The organism is Vibrio sp. KUL78 (assembly GCF_059725505.1).
The window spans coordinates 172360-194696 of sequence record NZ_AP045838.1; the positions used below are offsets into that span (position 1 = coordinate 172360).

At 44.7% G+C, this 22337-nt stretch carries 21 protein-coding genes and 2 pseudogenes; 13 read left to right on the forward strand and 10 right to left on the reverse strand.

The features are described from left to right. Positions 1–198 precede the first annotated feature (198 nt). Complete coding sequence (locus AC6I8Y_RS17390) at positions 199–1242, forward strand: GMP reductase (protein ID WP_042471368.1); 1044 nt, start codon at positions 199–201, stop codon at positions 1240–1242. 81 nt (positions 1243–1323) lie between these two features. On the opposite strand, the pseudogene AC6I8Y_RS17395 reads toward AC6I8Y_RS17390, so the two are convergent. Beyond that, a pseudogene (locus tag AC6I8Y_RS17395) lies at positions 1324–1724 on the reverse strand (hypothetical protein). Between the two features lie 393 nt (positions 1725–2117). Between AC6I8Y_RS17395 and AC6I8Y_RS17400 the strand changes: the two are divergent. After that, on the forward strand, positions 2118–2765 hold the full coding sequence (locus tag AC6I8Y_RS17400) for a glutathione S-transferase family protein (protein WP_498022397.1): 648 nt from the start codon (positions 2118–2120) through the stop codon (positions 2763–2765). 54 nt (positions 2766–2819) lie between these two features. Here the strand turns inward: AC6I8Y_RS17400 and AC6I8Y_RS17405 are convergent, their stop codons facing one another. Further along, entirely contained in the window at positions 2820–3050 is a 231-nt protein-coding gene (locus tag AC6I8Y_RS17405) for a PAS factor family protein (protein WP_042471375.1), read from the reverse strand. 235 nt (positions 3051–3285) lie between these two features. Between AC6I8Y_RS17405 and AC6I8Y_RS17410 the strand changes: the two genes are divergently transcribed. After that, positions 3286–3666 carry a SpoIIAA family protein gene (locus AC6I8Y_RS17410; protein ID WP_498022399.1) on the forward strand — a complete coding sequence of 127 codons (381 nt, stop codon included), beginning with the start codon at positions 3286–3288 and terminating at the stop codon, positions 3664–3666. Between the two features lie 43 nt (positions 3667–3709). Here AC6I8Y_RS17410 and AC6I8Y_RS17415 read toward each other — a convergent pair whose 3' ends face one another. Continuing rightward, a complete protein-coding gene (locus tag AC6I8Y_RS17415; protein ID WP_498022401.1) occupies positions 3710–4270 on the reverse strand; it encodes a phosphohydrolase in 561 nt (186 codons plus the stop codon). A gap of 114 nt (positions 4271–4384) precedes the next feature. After that, entirely contained in the window at positions 4385–4831 is a 447-nt protein-coding gene (locus tag AC6I8Y_RS17420) for an exoribonuclease R (protein ID WP_498022403.1), read from the reverse strand. 189 nt (positions 4832–5020) lie between these two features. On the opposite strand from AC6I8Y_RS17420, the gene AC6I8Y_RS17425 reads away from it, so the two are divergent. After that, on the forward strand, positions 5021–5461 hold the full coding sequence (locus AC6I8Y_RS17425; protein ID WP_498022404.1) for an HIT family protein: 441 nt from the start codon (positions 5021–5023) through the stop codon (positions 5459–5461). A 294-nt stretch (positions 5462–5755) separates the two neighbouring features. Here AC6I8Y_RS17425 and AC6I8Y_RS17430 read toward each other — a convergent pair whose 3' ends face one another. Both AC6I8Y_RS17430 and AC6I8Y_RS17435 read right to left on the reverse strand, forming a co-directional pair. Continuing rightward, the gene (locus tag AC6I8Y_RS17430; RefSeq protein ID WP_498022406.1) at positions 5756–6967 is read right to left on the reverse strand and encodes a porin; all 1212 of its coding nucleotides are present in this window, start codon (positions 6965–6967) and stop codon (positions 5756–5758) included. Between the two features lie 348 nt (positions 6968–7315). Next, positions 7316–7711: a helix-turn-helix domain-containing protein gene (locus AC6I8Y_RS17435; protein WP_394150979.1), complete on the reverse strand. Its 396-nt coding sequence runs from the start codon at positions 7709–7711 to the stop codon at positions 7316–7318. A 96-nt stretch (positions 7712–7807) separates the two neighbouring features. Here AC6I8Y_RS17435 and AC6I8Y_RS17440 point away from each other — a divergent pair, with 96 nt between their 5' ends. From AC6I8Y_RS17440 to AC6I8Y_RS17460, 5 genes are all read left to right on the forward strand, one after another. Continuing rightward, positions 7808–8716 carry an aldo/keto reductase gene (locus AC6I8Y_RS17440; protein ID WP_394150980.1) on the forward strand — a complete coding sequence of 303 codons (909 nt, stop codon included), beginning with the start codon at positions 7808–7810 and terminating at the stop codon, positions 8714–8716. 197 nt (positions 8717–8913) lie between these two features. Further along, positions 8914–10197: a peptidoglycan DD-metalloendopeptidase family protein gene (locus AC6I8Y_RS17445; RefSeq protein ID WP_498022409.1), complete on the forward strand. Its 1284-nt coding sequence runs from the start codon at positions 8914–8916 to the stop codon at positions 10195–10197. Positions 10198–10335: 138 nt separating this feature from the next. Next, positions 10336–11175: a histidinol-phosphatase gene (locus AC6I8Y_RS17450; protein WP_394150982.1), complete on the forward strand. Its 840-nt coding sequence runs from the start codon at positions 10336–10338 to the stop codon at positions 11173–11175. A gap of 143 nt (positions 11176–11318) precedes the next feature. Beyond that, positions 11319–11558, forward strand: coding sequence for a hypothetical protein (locus AC6I8Y_RS17455; protein WP_498022411.1), 240 nt, complete (start codon positions 11319–11321; stop codon positions 11556–11558). A 144-nt stretch (positions 11559–11702) separates the two neighbouring features. Further along, the gene (locus AC6I8Y_RS17460; protein WP_234496870.1) at positions 11703–11948 is read left to right on the forward strand and encodes a DUF3297 family protein; all 246 of its coding nucleotides are present in this window, start codon (positions 11703–11705) and stop codon (positions 11946–11948) included. A 64-nt stretch (positions 11949–12012) separates the two neighbouring features. Here AC6I8Y_RS17460 and AC6I8Y_RS17465 read toward each other — a convergent pair whose 3' ends face one another. Next, entirely contained in the window at positions 12013–13578 is a 1566-nt protein-coding gene (locus AC6I8Y_RS17465; protein ID WP_394150984.1) for an arylsulfatase, read from the reverse strand. 332 nt (positions 13579–13910) lie between these two features. On the opposite strand from AC6I8Y_RS17465, the gene AC6I8Y_RS17470 reads away from it, so the two are divergent. The 3 genes from AC6I8Y_RS17470 (at position 13911) to AC6I8Y_RS17480 (ending at position 18523) form a co-directional block, all read left to right on the forward strand. Next, a complete protein-coding gene (locus AC6I8Y_RS17470) occupies positions 13911–15458 on the forward strand; it encodes an arylsulfatase (RefSeq protein WP_394150985.1) in 1548 nt (515 codons plus the stop codon). A 143-nt stretch (positions 15459–15601) separates the two neighbouring features. Further along, a complete protein-coding gene (gene helD / locus AC6I8Y_RS17475) occupies positions 15602–17662 on the forward strand; it encodes a DNA helicase IV (protein WP_498022413.1) in 2061 nt (686 codons plus the stop codon). A 306-nt stretch (positions 17663–17968) separates the two neighbouring features. Beyond that, positions 17969–18523: an HAD-IA family hydrolase gene (locus AC6I8Y_RS17480; protein ID WP_498023045.1), complete on the forward strand. Its 555-nt coding sequence runs from the start codon at positions 17969–17971 to the stop codon at positions 18521–18523. A 42-nt stretch (positions 18524–18565) separates the two neighbouring features. Here AC6I8Y_RS17480 and bamJ read toward each other — a convergent pair whose 3' ends face one another. Continuing rightward, positions 18566–19039, reverse strand: coding sequence for a BamJ family beta-barrel-assembly machinery protein (gene bamJ, locus AC6I8Y_RS17485; protein ID WP_042471405.1), 474 nt, complete (start codon positions 19037–19039; stop codon positions 18566–18568). A gap of 10 nt (positions 19040–19049) precedes the next feature. Next, positions 19050–19673, reverse strand: coding sequence for a thiol:disulfide interchange protein DsbA/DsbL (locus tag AC6I8Y_RS17490; protein ID WP_394151332.1), 624 nt, complete (start codon positions 19671–19673; stop codon positions 19050–19052). 145 nt (positions 19674–19818) lie between these two features. Here AC6I8Y_RS17490 and AC6I8Y_RS17495 point away from each other — a divergent pair, with 145 nt between their 5' ends. Beyond that, complete coding sequence (locus AC6I8Y_RS17495; protein ID WP_156110942.1) at positions 19819–20445, forward strand: OmpA family protein; 627 nt, start codon at positions 19819–19821, stop codon at positions 20443–20445. Positions 20446–20514: 69 nt separating this feature from the next. On the opposite strand, the pseudogene AC6I8Y_RS17500 reads toward AC6I8Y_RS17495, so the two are convergent. Next, a pseudogene (locus AC6I8Y_RS17500) lies at positions 20515–22264 on the reverse strand (formate--tetrahydrofolate ligase). Between the last annotated feature and the right edge of the window lie 73 nt (positions 22265–22337).

The following is a 22337-nucleotide window of genomic DNA, read 5'->3' on the forward strand; positions in this document are numbered from 1 at the left end:
GTATCACAAAAAAAATTGAAATATCAGTCTTGCGAGAAAGTTTTCGCGACCTATAATGCTGAAAACCGGAGCGTCTGCCAACGCTCCGGTTTTTTTGTGTCCGAAGAAAGGTAAACCGTCTGCCAACGGTAAGCCAACGCATCATGTTTAGACATATGCCCACTGGAACATGTACTAATAAATCGAGGAATTTTTACAATGCGTATCGAACAAGAACTTAAGTTAGGCTTTAAAGATGTACTGTTTCGCCCTAAGCGTTCAACACTAAAAAGTCGTTCTCAAGTAAATTTAACGCGCGATTTTACATTCAAGCACAGTGGTCGTCAATGGTCTGGTACACCAGTAATCGCTGCAAATATGGATTCAGTGGGTAGTTTTGAAATGGCAACGGCTCTTGCGCAGCACGGCGTAATGACTGCAATGCACAAACACTACACAGTTGAGCAGTGGGCAGAGTTCGTAAAAGGCGCATCTAAAGAGACGCTAAACAAAGTATTCGTATCAACAGGTACGTCTGAGCGTGATTTCGAGAAAACTAAAGAGATCCTAGCGCTTAGCGAAGACCTAGAGTTCATCTGTATCGACATCGCGAACGGCTACTCAGAGCACCTAGTTGAGTACGTACAAAAAGTACGTGCTGAGTTCCCTAACAAGACTATCTCTGCAGGTAACGTTGTCACTGGCGATATGTGTGAGGAGCTAATCCTTGCTGGTGCAGACATCGTTAAAGTAGGTATCGGCCCTGGTTCTGTATGTACTACACGTGTTAAAACAGGTGTTGGTTACCCACAGCTTTCTGCAATCATTGAATGTGCTGACGCAGCACACGGCCTTGGCGGCATGATCATCGGTGACGGCGGCTGTGCATGTGCGGGTGACGTAGCTAAAGCATTCGGTGGCGGTGCAGACTTCGTAATGCTTGGCGGTATGCTAGCAGGTCACGAGCAGTCTGGCGGTGAAGTTATCGAAAAAGATGGCGAGAAATTTATGAAGTTCTACGGCATGTCTTCTCAGTCTGCAATGGACAAGCACTCTGGTGGCGTTGCAAACTACCGCGCAGCAGAAGGTAAAACCGTTCTTCTTCCTTACCGTGGTGACGTAAACAACACTATCCAAGACATCCTTGGTGGCGTTCGCTCTACTTGTACTTACGTAGGTGCAGCTAAGCTTAAAGAGCTAACTAAGCGTACTACATTCATCCGTGTACAAGAGCAAGAAAACAACGTGTTTGGTAAAGAGTAAATCTGAGCCTTGAGTTTTCGAAGAGCCGCTAATTAGCGGCTCTTTTTTTATCATCTGTATCTACGATTTTGTTATAGCCAGTCAGTTCGACAGGAATTTGAAGTCATGGATTAGCGTTGGTTTCTTAGAAAAAAAATATTTTGCTGAACAGTGATTTATACTCCCAACCCAAACGCTTTAGGCGAGCAGCTAACCCTGCATTTTCAATAATCGCGACCTCTACACCACGGTAGTGGTAGGGGTGGTTCTCAATATACTCGATAAACTTAGTCAGTACGCCTTGGCTTCTTGCTGAAGGACAAAAGTTAATCGACACGATACTAAAGCGTTGGCTGCCGGCCATACTACGCACCAAGCAGTGCCCGTATTCGCTTTTAAAGGTCTCTGCGAAAACGGGGAAGGGCTCAGACTGATACTTTTTTTGATAGCTGATCATATTGAGAGCATAGATGTTTCAGAAGTTGTTGAGCTTTGTAATTCATGGCATACCACCTTTCAGTCTATCTAAGAATGTGATGATTGGGTGTACGACTATTTTAAAGTTAAATGCGGTATCTTAAGAGGTGCGTGTTTCTGAACTTAAGTACCGTATTAGGAGCTAGTTAGCCGTAGTGTGGGAGATGATGAACAAAATCAGCGCAATTTTCCCAAAATAGGGAAGGGCCTTATGAGGCTATATCGCCCTATATTGGAAAAGGTATTGGTTCGACGATGGAACCATTTATTGTGTAGGAAGATTATATAAAATCACTAAGCGACTTTTGATTTCGTAAATTCGTATGCAACTAACGTTTTTAAACACAAATCAAAGGTTGTGACGGTTTGCTAAGGCAGGCATGATAAAAAGCTGAGTGCACACGACATGGAGTCATACTTTGTTCCAACTTTACTATTATCCAAATAACGCAAGCTTAGCTCCTCACTTCCTACTGCATCACGTTGGTGCTGACTATGAGTTGATTCTGGTTGATAAGGCATCTAACTCTCAAAAGTCGCCAGACTATTTGCGATTGAACCCAGCAGGTCGCATTCCAACGTTGGTTGTCAATGACCAGCCGATATTTGAAAGTGCGGCAATATGCATCCATATCAGTGAGCTTTACCCTGAATCTGGCCTCATGCCACAAGTCGGTGACCCAAAGCGCCCATTGTTTTTCCAATGGCTCGCGTTTTTGACTAATACGCTCCAAGCCGAGTTGATGGTGAAGTATTATCCGCATAGACATACTGATGACGAGTCAACCATACCCAACATTCTCGCCGCGCAAGATGACCGCATTGCTGAAGCACTCGCTATTATTGATGCGCAGCTCGCTCGAAACGATTTTTTACTCGGTGACAAACTGTCGGCCTGTGACTATTTCTTGTTTATGCTTGCTGAATGGTCATTGCCTGTACCAAAGTCACCGATGACATTCAAGCATTTAGCCCGCTACCTGAGGAGAATGTGTGATAATCCAACCATACAAGCAGTATGTGGAATTGAAGAGATGGATTTGTCCGAGATGACTTTCGAAAAGTGAAGAGGGTGCTCTTAAAGAGAAACAGCCCAGGGGGAATGGGCTGTTTTTAGGGGCTTAACGCTCTGGTGTCTCTAACAAGCGAATCGCGCTTTCTACTGCGCTGTTCATCGCTTGCTCGCTATCGAGTTTTCCTGAACTCGCTGGTCCTAATGCTGCAGCGTAGAGATCCAACTGCTTGTCGAATGGCAAATCTAATTGCTCATACAAACTTTGTCGAATTCTAGAATGTTGCTCCGGGGTTTGGTTTGATAGGCTGACAAGCGTTTCATAAATAAGGTCTTTCATCGTGGTCCATTTTATTATCTTTTCGGGGGAGCTAGATTGTAGCGATCTTGTTAGAGATTTTCTTATGCAACTATCACATATCCAACATCTCACCTAACCATGTGTCTTCGTTATCCTGTTCGAATTAGCACTTTAATTTTCCATTTATCAAACACTACAAATGCCAGTTCCCTCGCATTAGTGAGCTCTTATATATCCTAAGCTATGGAATGAAAGTACAGAAAAGGGGATTGGTATGAATACAGAACGTCACGGTATCACGATAGGTATTGAGCGACTTAATTCGGAATCCGTTCTGGTGCTCAAAGCTTCAGGTAAGCTAACACATAGTGATTATGAAACCATTGTTCCCGTATTGGAGTCGAGCTTATCTGGTTTATCTTCTGGGAGTTTTAAGATGCTGGTAGATATCACAGAGCTAACAGGTTGGGAACTGAGAGCTGCATGGGATGATTTCAAATTTGGTCTAAAGGTAGGCACCAACATAGACAAAATTGCAATCTACGGTGATAAAAATTGGCAAGAGCTTGCGGCTAAAGTAGGGAGTTGGTTTATATCTGGGGACATGGAATCATTTGGTGATTATCAATCTGCCGTGGACTGGCTAACATATTAAATATTGGAGACAAAGGTCGGCATGTCCCGACCTTTTTTGAACTCTACCACTTAACAATGCCTTTGGTAACCTTAATACCGCCAACGAGCGTTGAACCACCATAGTCTTTAGCTAAGCGAAGCAAGGTGTCATGAAATCCATGGTTGGGAAAGGCTGCCTCTACTTTGGCAATGGATTCCTTGCTCAGTCCTTTGCGCACCATCCCTTTGGAAGCATCGATCCAGTCCGCTTTTCTGCATGCTTCAATCACCTTGGCGTGTGGACCTGTGTATGGCGTGATCTTATGGTGCCAATGGATGGCGCCCCTAAGCAATTCAGGGTCTAGCCCCCATTCATATTGTTCGTTGTCCGCTAGGGCTGTGGCTTCTGAAGGCTCAAGGTAGGCAAGCTCATTATCTGTCCATAAGCCAATATCGTGGTACACAAATGCGGTCTCAACAATTTGCTCGTACTCTTCGGCGTTGTTCAGAAAGTGCATAGCGTAAGTAATGGTGCGATAGACATGGTTTCTATATCCCATATAGTCATTACCAATGAATTCTTGGTATCGACTAAAGAGCATTTCAACTCTTGGGCGTTCAAGCTGTATAGCGATCTCTGACATATTCACTCCCCCTTTGCTCAAAAGCTAACGAAGATTTTAGTCTCATAAGCATAGACTACCCAAGGTCACTGAAATGTGTTGGTTGGGAGTGATATTACCGGCAGCGAATGCTAATTACTTGCCTTCGTTGATTCCCGCGTAAGTATGTAGTAGGTCATTGAGTACTTTGACCCAGCCTAAAACATCCTGTGGTCTGTTACCCAGTAGAGCTTCTACATGATTACAATGTGTTTGCAATGGAATGGCTTTCTCTAGGTTGAAAGAGACTGCGTAGAAGTGCCAAAGTACTAAGCGCGTCATTCGTTCACTGTTTTGCTTGACGTTTTCTGAATCGTCAAAGGCTTGTTGAATCTCGCTAAGCGCGATTGCCGTCATTCGTAGAATCGCGTCTAGCTGACTCGCCATCATACGCTCTTCATTATCGACTTCCTCTTGGTCGAATGTGAAAAGCTCATTCATGACGTCTTCAGGTACCATGCGGCTAATCATGCGTGCTGAAAACTCTTCCAACTCTTCACGTGGCATGGTGTTAAGGGTGTCGAACGTATAATCGGGGATCATTGGTGGTATACTCTAGCTAGCATTTTAAGCGTGCATTGTAAGCTGTTGAGTGAATATTTCCAGACTGAATACTGATCGCAATTCATTTAAGAAGGTGTTCAATAGGAGGCTGTGGGGGGCGGCTCGAGAGAACACGCGCTCAACACCAAGGAGTTCCAATACTACAACTAGGGAAAAGGCTAAAATCCGATGAAACCATGCATCTTCTGCGATATCAATGACGACAAGTTGGAGCATCTGTTAATCGCTCAGAAAGGTCCACTAAAAGCAGTCCTTGACCGCTATCCCATTACCGAAGGTCACATACTGATTATTAGCCAAACTCATGAGTCACATTTAGAACACTTAGCTGATGATGAGTATCATGCAATGTTTGTATTTGCCCGTGAGCTTGGGAGGCGACTTCCTACTTGCATGGAAGGGGTTGAAGATTACAACTTGCTAGTGAACAACGGAAAGTGTTCAGGACAGCACATTCCACATATGCACTTGCATCTAATACCAAGACGACGTGGTGATACGTTTGGCTTCTACTGGAGATTGTTGACTCGATTTATCAATCCTTTTAGTTCTCTTGGTTCGGATAAGAACTTACGTAATGTTCAACGTAAGTGGCAGCGTAGCCGTTAGCTACCTTACACATCAGTTGTCATAGTGATTATTCGTATTCGGTTAGCTGTTAGGTTAAGGTGGTTAACGTATACTAATAGTGTGTCTAATTAAGAACTGGTTAACAAGTTCTTCTTTATTATTACAGGGGTTGTGTGATTTAGAAACTAATTTATTAAAGTTAAAATTAAATAAACAAGTGTCAGTATCTTATAGTCTGATGGAATTCTTTGTGACTGACGAAGTTATAAAAAGCTCTTTATATAGGAACAAAGAGCTTTTCAAATAGTCAATAAATGGCTTTATTATCAAGCTTTAGAAGAATACAGCTGCACCTAAGAATACGTGTGTGCCTTTTGATGAGCCTCCCAGACCGATGACGTCTCCTGCGGAATTAAATGTATAGCTTTCATTAAGCTTAACGTCATCGTTATAACCTTCCAAGTAAACTTCACCCCAAGGTACTGGAGCCCAAGCAGCACCGAGGTTAAATTGCTTAAACTCGGACTTAACTTGGCCGGAGGTTTGGTTTTTTTCTTCTGCCATTTCATAGCCGCCATAAATGCGAACACTATCAGACAGGTACATATTTGCACCGAATCCAAACGAGGAGGTCTTAGTATCAAACGCGTTAGCGCCATCTTTAGCTTCGAACTGCTCGTATCTTGCAGATAAAGATAGACCGCCCTCTAGTAGATGCTGTTCAATAGCGAAGGCATATTGCTTGATCTCAGCATCCGTTGCTGTTGTTTCGGTAAGATCACCAAGTATGTCTGTGAATTTACCATTTATATCATTCGATTGGTTATATGCTGCCACTAAATAGGTATTTGTACTTTCTACCGTATATGCAATAGCACCACCAAAGCCGCCATCAATTTTGACTGGATCATCTGCATTTACTTCTAGAAGGCCACCAAAGTTCAGTCCGTTGCCCCCAAAGAAAATAAAATCATTCGCTTGGCGAGCTGCTTGATATTGAAGGCCAACATAAAGATTATCAAAATCATTTTGCCAAACTACTGTATTAGCGGTTCTTCTACTTCCTAACTCATCGGATTGCATCATGTTAAGTCCGCCAACCCAATACGCATAATAACCTTTATCTGCCTTCATATATGGGCTCTCTTGGCGGCCAATAGTGACAGAGCCAAAATCATCGTGTCCGAACCCTGCATAGGTTTGACGCGCAGTTAATGCTCGTCGGTCATCTAGGTCTGATGCTGTTGAAAAGTCTACATCCCATTCAATTTTCGCTATTCCGTAAACTTTACCCATCTGGTGTTTGATATCAAAACCAAACCAAGAGCCTGGGTCTTCTACAAGCGTTTGGTCACTGTTATAACCTAAGCCTGCAGCATTACCAAGGATAGAGCTCTTATCATAATCATAGGCACTGACATGCGCCGCTATAGCACCATACATATTGGCGCTTGTACCTTCACTATTATACAATTCAACAGCAGCAACTTGCGACGCAGCAAATACACTCACCGCCAATGTAGAAAGTTTGAATAGAGTCTTCATATGTGTTCCTTTTTATATTTATTCCGTTGCTTCGGATATAAGAACCCCTTCAAAAATATTTCTATTTTTGAATACCACTATTGGGGGACATTATTGGAGAGGAGGTTATATTCAAGAAAGGGAATATTTCCAGCGCTCTTAATAAATCTATTTGTTGATATTAGTGTAAAGTATTTTATTCAAACGTGTGTTTAATCTCGGTCACATTTATTTAAGCGGCGAATGATGATCTATTTTGATTTCGAATGGAATGAGTGGGCTATTACGTGCTTCTCAAATGGGTGTTAACAAAATGATCGAGATTGTTTTGTTAGTGTAAATGCTCTGAAAGTCATATTGAAAGATATATTAGTTATCAACGGTGGCGAGAAGCCTTTTCATACCATGTGCATCTAGATGACCGTCGTTTTTCTTGGTGGCTCTTAAGTACTGATAAGCCGTAATGAGCTTACGGTGGGTAAGAATCTCCTCTGGTGCTAGGGTAGTACCCAAAACCGTCTCATGGGCGAGTTGATAGGCGGGCATGTCGACTACTTCTGCTTGTCTATATAGGTAGCCGCAACCTGTTGCTAACCACTCTAACGAGCAGTTGGCTTTCATAGCGATTTGGTTTGCTTTTGCTAAGCTTGGTTCACTACCTTTGAGGTATTTGCGAATGAGAGCTTCAGACAGATCGACGCGACGTGCAAATCCGCTGACGCTTTCTTGTCCAATCAATTCTTTAAGTCTTTCAGCAAAGCTCACAACTTCGTACTCCAGTTCGTTTTTTCGAATTTTAGCCGTTGTGGGCACCTGTAAACAAGCTTAGGATGTGGGCAGAGTTAAATAAGGAGATAACCCATGGTTTCTAAAGTAACGATGGCGCCAAGTGGACCTGACTTTTCGGAGTTGGTTCAGGGGTATTGGCGTTTGGCTGACTGGGGAATGACACCACAAGAACGTCTAACCTTCCTTAAGCAGCATATCGAGTTAGGTGTGACGACTGTTGATCACGCGGATATATACGGTAACTATGAGTGTGAAACACTGTTTGGTGAGGCGCTAGCGCTTGACCCAGCGGTTCGCAAAGAAATCCAAATCGTATCGAAGTGCGACATCAAACTTTGTAGTGACAAGTTTCCGGATCGCAAGATCAACCACTACGATACGAGTGCAAAACACATCTACGAATCAGTAGATAACTCATTGCAAAGACTGGGTGTGAATGAGTTGGATGTACTTCTCATCCACCGTCCAGATGTGTTGATGAATGCTGACGAAGTTGCAGATGCATTCAATGAACTATACAAGATTGGTAAGGTTAAGCACTTTGGTGTGTCAAACTTTACTCCTCGCCAGTTCGAGCTTTTACAGTCACGCCTAAGTAAGCCGCTTGTTACTAACCAAGTCGAGATTAATCCACTTAATTTCGAGGTCGCCCACGACGGTACTCTTGATCAACTTCAGCAACTGCGTGTTCTTCCTATGGCTTGGTCTACGCTGGCTGGTGGTGAGATCTTCAATGGTCAATCTGAGCAAGCAAAACGAGTTCGCAGTGAGCTAGAGGCAATTCGTGCAGAAGTTGGTGCATCAAGTATTGATCAAGTTATCTATGCTTGGGTCAAGCAGTTACCATCGAACCCACTGCCAATTATTGGCTCTGGTAAAATCGATCGCGTTAAAGCTGCAATCGCGGCGCTTGATATCGAGTTAACGCGTGAACAATGGTACCGAGTATGGGTTGCATCTAAAGGACATGGTGTGCCATAGAGCGCTACGATACTTTGAACCAATAAACGCCATAAAATTGAAACATTTTATGGCGTTTTTCTTTTTTGATCCGGTTTCGTAGTACGATAAGGCGTAACGCTAATTATGGCTTGATACAAAGTTTGACAATCGGTGTGTTTTCTTTAGTTGATAATAATGTTATAACATAACAATTAGTCGTTTTCCGTATCATCGTTATGAAGCTTGTTCGTCCTATTCTGTTGACTACCGCAGTCATCGCTCTCTCTTCCGCTTCTTTCATCAGTTTTTTGCCCGAGCCTGCACCAGAGCCTATTGCGATAAAGGTGACCCCTTATCAAGGCGAGGTCGCTTTAGACTCTTCTTCAAATCTTGAGCAAACAAAAAGCCATCCAACTCGTGTTCACTACTTTGTTAAAGTAGGGGATACCTTAAGTACCATTTTCTCATCATGGAACCTTGGGTACTCAACGCTTCAACACATTCTCGAAGCGGATTTGAACGTTCTAAAGCTTGATACGATCAAACCTGGTGATCACCTCGAGCTCATTATCGATTCAGAAACTAATCAGTTAGATTCGATGATCTTCCACGAAAGTTTGGTCGAGCGCGCGATCTACACTAAAGAATCGGATGGTTCGTTCGAGTATCGTTTTGAAGAAGAGCAGGGTGAATGGAAAGAAACGCTGTATTCCGGTGAGGTTCACGGAAGTTTTTCAACGTCTGCACACCGAGCGGGTCTATCAACGAGACAGATTGCTAACATTACTCAAGTACTGAGGGATAAAGTTAACTTTGCTAGGGAACTGCGTGCCGGCGATCGTTTCGAGATTTTAGTTAACCACCAGTACTTGGGTAATCACCCAACGGGTAACGCTGAAATTCAAGGGATTTCTATTAAATTAGGCAACCGAGAGGTCGCAGCGTTTTTGGCCGAGGATGGGCGCTTCTATGACCGCGATGGAAACAGCTTAGAACAAGCGTTTGATCGTTATCCTATAGATAAGGTATATCGCCGCGTAACATCCCACTTCAACCCGAAACGTAAGCACCCGGTGACAGGACGAATATCTCCCCATAACGGTACCGACTTCGCAACGCCAGTGGGTGCGCCAATCTACTCAACAGGTGATGGTGTTGTAACGGCTATCCGCAATCACCCTTATGCTGGTAAATATGTGGTCATTCAGCACAACAGTGTTTACACCACACGTTACTTACATTTGTCTAAGTTTTTGGTGAGACAAGGGCAGCATGTAAAACGCGGTCAGAAGATTGCGCTATCTGGTGCAACAGGGCGATTGACTGGGCCACATCTTCACTTTGAAGTGTTGGTACGAAACAGAGCTGTAAACCCACTCACGGTCGACCTTCCTTTGGCTACCTCTATTTCAAAAGAAGAGAAACAACAATTCTTAGCTCGCATTTCTGATTTTGACCGTCGAGTCGCCAATAAACGCATGGCAAATCAAGAGAGCTCACCAAAAGATAGTGGTGTGTAGGATCTGTTTTTACACGATCAGCGCTTAGTCTCCACAAGCAATAAACGCTTAAGATTAAGCGCTTAATTTTCTTTCTAACATGAATCAAGCTCGTTACTATTAATCTTAATTTGGTCGAGTAGGTTGATGGTAGAAGTGATGTTACTAAGCAATTTCCACATGCATTGTCACTATTGTGACGGAAAAGGGTCTCCTCAGGAGATGTTTGAAAAAGCAAACCGTCTTGGGTTTGTTTCTGTTGGCTTTAGCTCTCATGCGCCGCTCCCCTTTGATAATGATTTCTGCATGCACGCTGACAAGCTAGATGCGTATATTGAAGAAATTAGCGCACTGAAAGGCCATGCCGAAACGCAGGTCTACCTTGGCTTGGAACTCGACTTTATTCCTGCGGTTACGACACCCAGCCACCAGCGATGGGAAGGACTTCCACTCGATTACAAAATTGGCTCAGTACACACCTTAGAAGCGCCGAATGACCGATACCCAATGCTCAGTGTGGATGGTCCCCATGACGAGTTTTTAGTTCTTCTGAATGAAGTTCATGGTGGCAGTGCCCGTTCGATGATCACGAAATACTATCAAAGAGTCACTGAGCTGTGTGAGCTTGGGGGATTCGATATCTTGGGCCACTTCGACCTTATTAAAAAACACAACAAGGCTTTGGGTTTTTTCGATGAGTCAGAGGATTGGTACAAAGGGCTTGCACTTGATGCCTTGGATGCGGTTGCACAATCCGGTGTGATACTCGAGGTAAACTATGGGGGTATGCTGAGAGGGGCAACCGATGATGTTTATCCATCACCTTGGTTGTTAGAAGAAGCCAAACAACGCAATATTCCCATCCAAATAAACGCGGATGCGCATGCTCCCCACCATCTAGGTGTACACCATGAACATTGCCAAGCACTTTTAAAACGCCTTGGTTATGACACGCAAAGAATTCTCATGAACGGTGTTTGGACTGATGTCGCGCTTTAGTGCACGTTTAACTGTCTTCTGTCGCGTTGTTTGATATTTAGCCAATAACTCTGCTTAAATATGCTACCTGGTTAACATAGTTTGCGACTTGGTTGCTTTACAATCGAGCCCAAATCAACGACTTGGTTATCAGGAGCGCCATCATGCAAAGGATTGAAAACTGCGTATGCAGTGTATGTTGTGCGGAAACGAAACACATTGTGGTACTTGTAGAAAAACCTGCGCTAGCGGACGGGGCACATTCACAGGATAGTAGTGCGTTTGTCGCAAACTTGCTCAAAGGCTGGGTATTTGGTGGTTTGATGACTTCAACACACGCTTACTCTTGCCATCGCGTATGCGAAGTATGTGGGACAAAAACCGTCGAGGACTATCTCGATTGATTTCTCTTAGCCAACCCTGTGCATTTTTTAAGTTAGATTAGCTTAGAGGGTGAAAATATCGACACATGCGCAGAGACTTGTTGAGGCGATAGAGTCTATTGACTACAATAAGCCACTTTTCACTAACTCATTCAGGTTATCACCATGAGCGACAACGCAAAGCCAGAATTACCAGATCATCTATCAGGCAACCCACGTAGCCCACACCACGTGGCTGAGTGTTTTGAACACCAAATCGGCATTCGCCTAAATGGTAAAGAGCGCACAGACGTTGAAGAATACTGCATCAGCGAAGGTTGGGTAAAAATCCCTTCTCCAAAGGCAAAAGACCGTTGGGGTCAACCAATGTTGATCAAGCTTAAAGGCACGGTTGAAGCGTTTTACGTTTAATCCGCCAGAAAAACAAAAAGACCAGCCAACAGGCTGGTCTTTTTTTATCTTTCATTCAACTCGATTACTTCATCTGTTGAACTTGTTGTTGAAGCTGCTCAAGTTGCTTCATCTTGCCTTGCAGACCAAGAGATTGGTAGCTGATTGCGGCAGGGTTCATCATTTGACCTTGCTGCATTGGGTAGTCAGGCAATGTCTTGAAGAAGTCACCCAGTACATCTTGAATTGGTACGAACAACCACATGTTGTCTGCCATCCAGCGCAGGTACATACCTGATTCGTGTGGTGCTTTCTCGAATGGGTCAGCACGAAGGTGAATGATCTTCGGCCAGTTTGGAGAGAAGCGAACCGCGTCAGTGATGTTACCTTCTAGTGTCGCGAAGTGCAGTTTCCAATCATTCCAACGAACTGCGTTTAGCTCACCATTTGCTGTGAAGTAAAGTAGTGATTCACGAGGTGCTTCGTCCGTTTTACCTTCAAAGAACGGTCTAAAGTTGTAGCCATCAATGTGTACGCGCCAATCTTTACCGTTAGCTTTATAACCTTCAGCGAGTTTTTCTTTCACATCAGGAACACCAGCGGCATCAAGCAGAGTTGGCAACCAGTCTTGGTGAGCCATCATTTCATTGATGCGAGTACCTGGTTCAATAACACCTGGCCAGCGAACTAATTGAGGAACGCGCATACCGCCTTCCCAAGTTGTGCCTTTCTCTCCATGGAATGGTGTCGCGCCGCCATCAGGCCAGCTTACTGTCTCTGCGCCATTGTCGGTAGAGTAGATAACGATAGTGTTGTCAGCAATTTTTAGCTCATCCAGTTTGTCTAGCAAGATACCAACGTGGTCGTCGTGCTCCAACATGCCGTCAGCGTAGATTGAGATACCAGATTTACCCTGGTATTTCTCTTGTAGACGTGTCCAAACGTGCATACGTGTGGTGTTGTGCCAGATGAAGAAAGGTTTGTCAGCTTTTACGGCTTTTTCCATGAACGCCAAAGAGGTTTCTAAGAACTCTTCGTCTGCATGCTCCATACGCTTACGAGTCATAGGACCGGTATCTTCAATCTTGCCATCAGCGTAAGATTTGATTACACCGCGTGGGCCATAGTTCTTACGGAACTCTGGGTCTTTCGGGTAGTAGTAAGTCTCTGGCTCTTCTTCCGCGTTTAGGTGGTAAAGGTTGCCGAAGAACTCGTCAAAACCGTGTTTAGTAGGAAGGTGTTGATCTTGGTCACCTAGGTGATTTTTACCAAACTGAGCGGTCATGTAGCCTTGCTCTTTCAACAAGTCTGCAATAGTAGGAGCCCAGTCAGGGATACCGTGTGTAGAACCAGGCATACCGATGGTCAGAAGACCAGTACGGAATGGTTCTTGACCAGTGATGAATGCCGCACGCCCTGCGGTACATGATTGCTGTCCATAGTGATCCGTAAATAGTGCACCTTCATTAGCAATACGGTCAATATTTGGGGTTTCGTAGCCCATCATGCCTTGGTTGTACGCGCTAATATTCCAGTAACCAACATCATCACCAAAAATCGCTAGGATGTTTGGTTGGTCTGCTGCGACTGCTGCCGAAGATGTAGCAACTAGGCCTACGCCCATTGCAATCTTACTTAAGTGGTTCGCCATTCTAGACTCCATCGTCTTTTAACTTATTGGATTTGAACGAGACACCTGACGGTATCTGTATGCTCGGCACTTTAGGTCAGGCTAGGGGCAAAGTCGTCTTATAGAGACTATAAAAGAAAGTTATATTGGTATTGCATGGTTAATAAAATCAGTGGCTTATATAGAGGAGAAACGCCGTTTATGTCATTTGAGAGAGTGTGAGAATATTCTCAATTACAGCCTATGGAAGTGTGAGGTTGGATCTAAGAAACGGGCTTTGTTTAGTGGAGGTTATGCATGATTGCGACTATACGTTAATGGGCAGGACGCAACCAACTAACTTAGAGGTATACATGACAACGACGACAAGGTTTAAGCGGAGCTTAGCTGTATTGGCTACCGCGTTAATTGGTGTTTCAGCAAGCAGTTATGCTGAGGATAAGCCCAATATCCTCGTCATTTGGGGTGACGACATCGGACAATCAAACGTCAGTGCTTATACATTTGGCTTAATGGGCTATAAAACGCCGAATATCGACTCCATCGCAAAAGATGGCATGATGTTTACAGATTATTATGGGGAACAATCCTGTACAGCAGGACGCTCAACATTTATTACCGGACAAAGTGTACTTCGTACTGGGTTGAGTAAAGTTGGTCTTCCAGGCGCTGACCTTGGATTACAAGCAGAAGACGCGACTATCGCTGAGCTTTTGAAACCGCATGGCTACATGACAGGTCAATTTGGTAAAAACCACTTAGGTGATAAGGATGAGTTCTTACCAAGCAATCACGGCTTTGATGAGTTCTTTGGTAACCTTTACCACTTGAATGCTGAGGAAGAACCTGAAAACATCGACTATCCAAAAGATCCTGAGTTCCGCAAGCAGTTTGGTCCTAGGGGCGTTATTAAGTCTTACGCGGACGGTAAGATTGAAGATACCGGTCCACTTACTCGTAAACGTATGGAAACCGTGGATGAAGAGACGCTATCTGCTGCGCTCGATTTTATGGATCGCGCAGTCGAGGCGAAGAAGCCATTCTTCGTTTGGTGGAACGCGACCCGAATGCACTTCCGTACCCATGTTAAAGAGGGCAACCTAGGTAAATCGGGGATCAGCTTCTATGCTGATGGTATGATTGAGCATGATAACCATGTTGGTGAGCTCCTCAAAAAGGTCGACGAGCTCGGTATTGAGGATAACACCATAGTGTTCTACTCAACTGATAATGGTCCCCATATGAACACTTGGCCAGATGCAGGTCTGACGCCATTCCGTGGTGAAAAGAACACTAACTGGGAAGGCGCGTACCGAGTTCCAGCCATGGTTAAGTGGCCAGGGAAAATTGAAGCGGGCTCAGTGTCTAACAACATCATGCACCATATGGACTGGCTACCAACTTTCTTGGCAGCGGCGGGTGAGCCTGACGTGAAAGAGAAGCTCCTCAAAGGTCACCAAGCGGGCGATAAGAACTTTAAGGTTCACCTTGATGGCTACAACTTCCTTCCATACTTAACTGGTGAATCAGAAGAGTCTCCACGAGCAGAGATTTTCTATTTCTCTGATGATGGTGACCTTACCGCGCTTCGCTACAATAACTGGAAAGTGGTCTTTATGGAGCAGCGCGTAGAGGGCACACTTCGTATCTGGGCAGAACCGTTTGTGACTTTGCGAGTTCCTAAGATCTTTAACTTGAGAATGGACCCATATGAAGTCGCAGACGTCACCTCGAACACATACTATGACTGGATGCTGGACAGGGTTTACCTGTTAGTACCAGCGCAGGTGTATGTAGGTAAGTTCTTAGAGACCTTCAAAGAGTTCCCGCCAAGGCAAAAAGCAGCCAGCTTCAACTTAGATGAAGTGATGGATAAGCTTCAGACTCCAACCAACAAGTAATCAACAATGACAAACGCTCCCACAAACAGGGAGCGTTTTTATTTGGATTCTTTTTCACACTTATTACATAAACTTGGATGGATTTAGCCTTGCGATACAGTAGACTACAAACATAAAACACAACAACGCTATTCAGATTTATCATGCTGCTAACCGCTACTCCCACTGCTGAAATGTTCACTCAACACGAGTTTCGCACTATCGAACTGCAACAACATTGTTTGGTGCTTCACTCTGTGAGGGCAGAAGTGCGGATCCCATTTTGCGAATGGAGTGGCAAGCTCGGTGTGAAAAGAGGACTGATATGGTCTTCTATTACGGTTCACGCCCATGAATCTGACAACAAACAAGTTCAATGGGTTGTGCAAGGCTTACCGTGGCAAGAAGCACAACGCTTTGCCAAGCATGCGGTATCTGTATATCAAAGCTGGCATCAAGAGCAATGTGCGCTTCTGAAAACCTACCTACCTAAATGGGAGCAGGAGCTCAATCGCCTACGAACATTACCGCAGTTTCTTCCTCAATCGATGATGAACAATTGGGTTGCTGAAGTAGACAGCCAGTTTCTTGAGATGAATATGTCGATTGCGGAAGCAATGCGCACTATGCCGAACCGAATTCAAAAACTGCTTCCTTGGATTGAGGATGCTCCCAATGCTTTGCAAGAGAGAAATGTAAATTGGTTAGAAGAGGAGCGGGAGAACTGGCAGGTGCTGTTTTCACAATCTGAATCCTCGCCAATGAACTATTCACAACAGTTGGCAGTTCTGCACAACAACGATCAAAACCTTATTTTAGCTGGTGCGGGGTCGGGCAAGACAAGCGTATTGATGGCGAGAGTATCTTATCTTTTGCAGAGTCATCTCGCGCAACCCGATCAGATTTTGCTGGTGGCATTTGGACGCGAAGCCGCGCAAGAAATGCGTGATCGTCTTGAGCGAAAACTGGGTAAGACCGCGGATGAGATTTCCGTGCTGACCTTTCACCAGCTTGGTCTCCAAATCCTCAAAGAAACGGAGATCCAGCCTCCGAAGCTTTCGCCATTGGCAACGGAATCGTCACAGAAAACAGGTTGGTGTATTGAGTGGCTCAAAAAGCATTGGATGACACCGACAAACTTTAAACGTTGGCAAAAGCATTTGTCTAAGTGGCCTATTGCGTATTTGAAGGGCGATGAAGAGCTAGGTAGTCAAAGCGAGAACCCTAAACTCATCGCGTGGCTGGAGCAGCAACTTGATCAGCTTATCGCCACCGGTTTAAACAAAAAGGCCATTCAGGAAAAAATCATCGATGAGGCAGATTACACTCGCCTAAATAGTGAGCTTGCGCTCTGTTGGCCATGCTATCAAGCATGGCAAAAAATGCTCAAAGACAACGATCAAATTGATTTTACCTCGATGATTACTAACGCCACGAAACGTGTTTCGTCTCGTAAATTTTCATCGCCGTGGAAGTTTATTATGGTCGATGAGTATCAAGATATCTCGCCGGATAGGCTTGCTCTTGTACAATCGCTGTGTGAACAGAAGGGTAATACGGCATCATTGTTTGCTGTGGGGGATGATTGGCAGTCGATATACCAGTTCACGGGGTCTGATGTGGATCTGACCACAGAATTTGGTCAGCGCTTTCCCGATTCTTCAATCCATTTACTCGACACGACATATCGATTTAGTGACAAGCTGCTTGAGGTCTCCTCAGACTTCATTCAGGCCAATCCAACGCAGCTAACCAAAGAGATCAAGAGCCATAAGTCGGTTAAACAAAAGGCGGTGGTAGTAGAGCACGGTAACCGTGTTGAAAAGATCCTAGATGACCTTAGTAGCAAAGCAAAGGTGACGAAATCAGTGCTGTTGTTGGGTCGCAACCATTACCACAAACCTGAGCTTTTCGACGATTGGTGCAAGCGATTCTCAAATCTATCGCTCGACTACATGACTTGCCATGCCAGTAAAGGTAAAGAAGCTGACTTTGTCATTATTGTTAATGCTGATGAGGGGCAGTTCCCAGCGAAGCGTAAGTTTGTTCACCTCAACGATGCGCTGATTTCTGGCACCGATACATACCCTCATGCCGAAGAGAGACGTTTGTTTTATGTCGCAATGACTCGAGCCAAAGTGAAGGTTTGGGTGACTTACCAATCCTCACCCTCGCCGTTTGTTCGAGAACTCATGGAGCATGAGCAGGTTATCGTGAAAAAGTAAGGCGCTCGTCGCCCTAGCAATCCTAACTGCTGTGACAATCCGAGCTGCTTGTACGTTGTGACAAGGAGAGTAAAGGTGCCGCGATAGCTGGCAAGCTATTGATTTCTAGTCTCTGTTAGCAGCGCTACAAACAAAAAAATGGAATCGACCGCATGTTAAATGCACGAATATGTTTCCATATTGATATAAATATCGGTAATAGAACGCCGTTCTTTAGTGATTTTTCCCGATTTTCGAATATGAACCCACCGCGAAGGAGTTAACGTCTTGTTACAGCTGGAAAAGTATGACGCAATTATTTTTGATATGGATGGCACTCTGTTAGACACCATGCCTAATCATGACAAAGCATGGGAGATTACGGCTGAGAATTTCCAGTTTCCGTATGATCAAGCGTGGTTACATTCATTGGGTGGAATGCCGAGCTATAAAATTACTGGCGAGGTCAATAAGCGTTACCAACTTAATTTAGACCAAGGTGAAGTGTCGAGATTTAAGATGATGACCTTCACAACGCTTCCTTTTGAGGGACAAATCATTGAGCATACGTTCGAAGTCTACAAACAACATATAGATGTTAAACCCATGGCGATCGGTACGGGAAGCCAGAGAGACTCGGCAATTCGACTTTTGACAGAAGCGGGCGTACTTGATGATTTTGAGTGCGTAGTTACAGCAACAGAGGTGGAAAACCACAAGCCAAACCCAGATACATTTGTGATAGCGGCAGAAAAAATGGGTAAGACGCCCGAGAACTGTGTGGTATTTGAAGATACCCAACTGGGACTTCAAGCCGCTCATGCTGCAGGAATGGATTGCTACTTGGTGACAGAATCAGGATTTGAGTTTTATCCGGTGTAAACAAAAAACGCCCCGTTTAAATAACGGGGCGTTTTTTAGAGATTATTGAATTTCAAGTAACTCAACATCGAAAATCAATACCGCAGAAGGTGGGATTGGACCGGTACCGCTTTTGCCATAGCCTAACGTGCTAGGGATGTATAAGCGGAACTTATCGCCCTCTGACATGTACTGCAAACCTTCCGTCCAGCCTTTAATGACTTGGTTCAGACCAAAGCTGATTGGTGTACCGCGATCGACTGAGCTATCGAATACAGTACCGTCGATGAGTGTACCGTGATAGTGCACTTTTACTTTACTCGTTGCTGTTGGCTTTTCCGTGCCTTCACCTTTTTGAAGCACTTCATACTGCAGTCCACTTTCTGTAGTGATCACGCCTTCTTTTTTGCCATTTTCAAGTAGGAATGCTTGTCCTTGCTGAAAATTCTCTTCAGCGGCTTTGCTGTTACCCCAAGTACGGTAAATCATAAATGCTGCCAGAAGCAGAACAATAATAGGAATTAGAATTTTAGACACGAGTGTTCCTTTATTTTGTTTTTAGATAGTTGATAGTTTCAGCAATCTCATCGATTCCCTGATGGCCAGAAATCATGACTTCATACTTGCCGTTAACGATGAAGGTAGGTACCGCGTTAATTTGCGCTTCCATAGACACCGCTTCGGCTTGCTCTAGATAGGTGAACAACTGCTCTTGCTGCGCTTCATCAAGTGCGTACGGGCTAACCATGTTGCGAGACTCGAAAATACGGTCCAGCTCGGCTTTCTTTGCTGCTCCATCAAGTTCACGGTCTTGTACAAGTGCAAACAAGCTGTCTTTCATATCCGCAGGGACCTTGCCGCCTTCAGATTGCATGACCGCTGTGTAGAAAATCATGGCAGCAATTTTCGCACTATCATTGAACATGACATGCATTTTGCCCAATTTGGAATCAATTTTAGACTCTAGTTCAGGCAGCATTGGCTCGAGGTTACGGCAGTGGCCACAGCCTAGAGAAAACACTTCTGTTACTTGAGGTAGTCGGTAAGTCGATAGATTGGTATCTAGGGTACGGTACTGTTTGCCTTCAGTTGGCGTAGAAGAATCGCTACAAGCAGCTACAGATGCAACGAGTGCGAGAATGGCAAGAGACTTAGAAAATGTTTTTAACATCATAATGCTTCTAAATGGATTGGATGCAGAGAGTTTAACGTTGAATGAGTAGACCGCACAAGAGGGGAATAAGCGAAAGATTTTTTGTAAAGGTTTCGCTGCTTTGGTCGATATAAACAGCATGATTGAGATTTAGGAGTTGGCGATGTTAATGCTAAAGCGAGTGGTGTGGTTAACCTCTGCGATTGTACTCGCAGGATGCAGTTCAGTGTCCGAGACAACGAGTAAGATGTTTCCAGAAATGTTAGAAACAGCGCCCCGCAGTGAGCACGACGTCATGCACCCAGAGTGGGCGGATGCTCCTATCATGTCGACTGCTAAGGTTGGTGGGCCAAATGGTCAATATCGAAGTCACTCTTGGGATGAGTTGGAAACCTATCTTGTGAATCAAGGGCTGGATTATGAACTCATTCCTGGTGACTACGTCATGATTCGCCTAAAACAAAAAATCCATTTCAATACAGGTTCTGCGAATGTTGCTGATGGTTCGGCAATGTGGTTGGAGCAACTGGCGAATTTCTTGTCTCGTCAACAAGGTGTAGACGTGGTGATTGGTGGGCACACGGATAACACGGGTACCGTTCGCTTGAATGATTCGCTGTCTGACAAAAGAGCTGAGTCAGTGAAACGCACCTTGATTGGAAAGAACGTACCAAGACAGATGATTTATACCAGAGGGTATGGTGAGTACGTTCCTGCGTGTACTAATACGACTCAATTTGGTAAAGCATGCAATCGTCGTGTAGAGCTGACCTTGATTGTTGCCCAGTGATGTAAAACTCTTAATCTTAGAAATAAGAAAAGCGACGGAGAACCGTCGCTTTTTTAGTATTTCGGCTAATTAGCTAAGACCAACGATGTTGCCTTCGTCGTCGAGATCTAGGCTCATAAATGCTGGTTTGTCTGGAAGGCCCGGCATAGTCATTACATTGCCACAAAGTGCATAGATGAAACCGGCACCCGCACATAAGCGTAACTCACGGATAACGACATCAAAGCCAGTCGGTGCACCTTTTACACTGCCATCAGTAGTGATGGAAAGTGGTGTTTTAGCAAGACAAACTGCTAGGTTATTGAATCCATGTTTCTTATAGATTTCTAGCTGCTGCTGAGCCTGGTAAGACAAGGTTACACGAGCTGCGCCGTAGCCCACCTCACACACAGTCATTAGCTTTTCTTCGATAGATTGCTCTGCCGTGTATAGCGGTTTAAAGTTCGCGTCAGTTGCGCATGCTTCAATGACTTTTTCAGCAAGTGCTACTGTACCTTCACCACCTTTCGCAAAACCTTCACTTAGAGCGACTCGGCAGTTGCTGTCTAGTGCTTCGACCCACTCTTGTAGTAGCGCAAGCTCTTGCTCACTATCTTGCGGGAAGCGGTTGATCGCCACGACAGCAGGAACGCCGTATTTTGCCACATTGTTGATGTGCCATTTCAGGTTTTTCAAAGCCAGCTTCTAATGCCGCAGTATCTTCGCCGTAGATGCTGTCTGGGATGGGAGTGCCAGGCTTAAGATCGTATAGACCAGAGTTTGCTTTCAGACCTCGAAGCGTTGCTACAATCACTGCGCAATCAGGTTTCTTGTCCGTCGCAGAAGCTTTGATGTTACAAGCCTTCTCAAAGCCCATATCAGAACCAAAACCACCTTCTGTCACCGTAAAGTCACTCAGTTTTGTGGCGATGCTATCCGCGATAATCGATGAATTACCGTGAGCGATGTTTGCAAAAGGACCTGCGTGGATAAGTGTCGGTACGCCCTCTAGCGTTTGCATAAGCGTTGGTTCAATCGCTTCTTTCATGCTAACCGCCATTGCACCCGCTACTTGTAGGTCTTCGGTGGTCACAGGTGTGCCGTCAATAGAGTAGGCAACAACAATCTTACCAATGCGGGTACGAAGATCTTTTAAATCTTTCGATAGGGCAAGGATCGCCATTAACTCTGATGCTGCAGAGATATCAAAGCCATCTTGGCGCTCGTAGCCATTGATCGTTTTGTTTACTTCGTTTTGACCGACGGTGACCATTCGTAGGGCTCGGTCGTTGTGGTCGACAACGCGTTTCCATACCACGTTTTTACTATCAATCTTAAGCGCTTTAAGACCAGTGCGAGATTCAAATGCTTCAAAGCCTTGACGCTGTTCATGGTAAATACGCGCGTCAATCGCCGCGGCCGCCAGGTTGTGAGCAGCAGTCACGGCGTGGATATCGCCTGTTAGGTGTAAGTTTAGCTCTTCCATGGGTGCAACTTGAGAATAGCCGCCGCCTGCTGCACCGCCTTTAACACCAAAAATAGGGCCCATAGATGGCTGACGGATACATGCCATTACGGACTTGTTTAGCTTCTTTAGGCCTTGAGATAAACCAATGGTGGTGACGGTTTTGCCTTCGCCCAACGGGGTAGGAGTGATTGCGGTAACGACAATCAACTTACCATCACGGTTGTCTTTTAGGCGCGAGACCGCATCCAGTGTCACTTTCGCTTTGTGAAATCCTTGCGGGTGATACTCGTGGTCAAGAAGACCAGCTTGTTTTGCAATGTCAGAAATAGCAGAGAGTGACGTCGTACGACAGATATCGATATCAGATAGCATTAACGGTCCTTAAAAAGCCACAAAATTAATGAGGAAAACGTTTGCGTCGAGATAATACTGGTTAAAAATGCTT

Excerpts from the sequence above, each read along its gene's own strand:
- AC6I8Y_RS17390 (WP_042471368.1), top strand. The coding sequence starts at position 199 with ATGCGTATCGAACAAGAACTTAAGTTAGGCTTTAAAGATGTACTGTTT.
- AC6I8Y_RS17405 (WP_042471375.1), bottom strand. The coding sequence starts at position 3,050 with ATGAAAGACCTTATTTATGAAACGCTTGTCAGCCTATCAAACCAAACC.
- AC6I8Y_RS17410 (WP_498022399.1), top strand. The coding sequence starts at position 3,286 with ATGAATACAGAACGTCACGGTATCACGATAGGTATTGAGCGACTTAAT.
- AC6I8Y_RS17415 (WP_498022401.1), bottom strand. The coding sequence starts at position 4,270 with ATGTCAGAGATCGCTATACAGCTTGAACGCCCAAGAGTTGAAATGCTC.
- AC6I8Y_RS17420 (WP_498022403.1), bottom strand. The coding sequence starts at position 4,831 with ATGATCCCCGATTATACGTTCGACACCCTTAACACCATGCCACGTGAA.
- AC6I8Y_RS17425 (WP_498022404.1), top strand. The coding sequence starts at position 5,021 with ATGAAACCATGCATCTTCTGCGATATCAATGACGACAAGTTGGAGCAT.
- AC6I8Y_RS17430 (WP_498022406.1), bottom strand. The coding sequence starts at position 6,967 with ATGAAGACTCTATTCAAACTTTCTACATTGGCGGTGAGTGTATTTGCT.
- AC6I8Y_RS17440 (WP_394150980.1), top strand. The coding sequence starts at position 7,808 with ATGGTTTCTAAAGTAACGATGGCGCCAAGTGGACCTGACTTTTCGGAG.
- AC6I8Y_RS17445 (WP_498022409.1), top strand. The coding sequence starts at position 8,914 with ATGAAGCTTGTTCGTCCTATTCTGTTGACTACCGCAGTCATCGCTCTC.
- AC6I8Y_RS17450 (WP_394150982.1), top strand. The coding sequence starts at position 10,336 with ATGTTACTAAGCAATTTCCACATGCATTGTCACTATTGTGACGGAAAA.
- AC6I8Y_RS17455 (WP_498022411.1), top strand. The coding sequence starts at position 11,319 with ATGCAAAGGATTGAAAACTGCGTATGCAGTGTATGTTGTGCGGAAACG.
- AC6I8Y_RS17460 (WP_234496870.1), top strand. The coding sequence starts at position 11,703 with ATGAGCGACAACGCAAAGCCAGAATTACCAGATCATCTATCAGGCAAC.
- AC6I8Y_RS17465 (WP_394150984.1), bottom strand. The coding sequence starts at position 13,578 with ATGGCGAACCACTTAAGTAAGATTGCAATGGGCGTAGGCCTAGTTGCT.
- AC6I8Y_RS17470 (WP_394150985.1), top strand. The coding sequence starts at position 13,911 with ATGACAACGACGACAAGGTTTAAGCGGAGCTTAGCTGTATTGGCTACC.
- helD (WP_498022413.1), top strand. The coding sequence starts at position 15,602 with ATGCTGCTAACCGCTACTCCCACTGCTGAAATGTTCACTCAACACGAG.
- AC6I8Y_RS17480 (WP_498023045.1), top strand. The coding sequence starts at position 17,969 with ATGGATGGCACTCTGTTAGACACCATGCCTAATCATGACAAAGCATGG.
- AC6I8Y_RS17490 (WP_394151332.1), bottom strand. The coding sequence starts at position 19,673 with ATGTTAAAAACATTTTCTAAGTCTCTTGCCATTCTCGCACTCGTTGCA.
- AC6I8Y_RS17495 (WP_156110942.1), top strand. The coding sequence starts at position 19,819 with ATGTTAATGCTAAAGCGAGTGGTGTGGTTAACCTCTGCGATTGTACTC.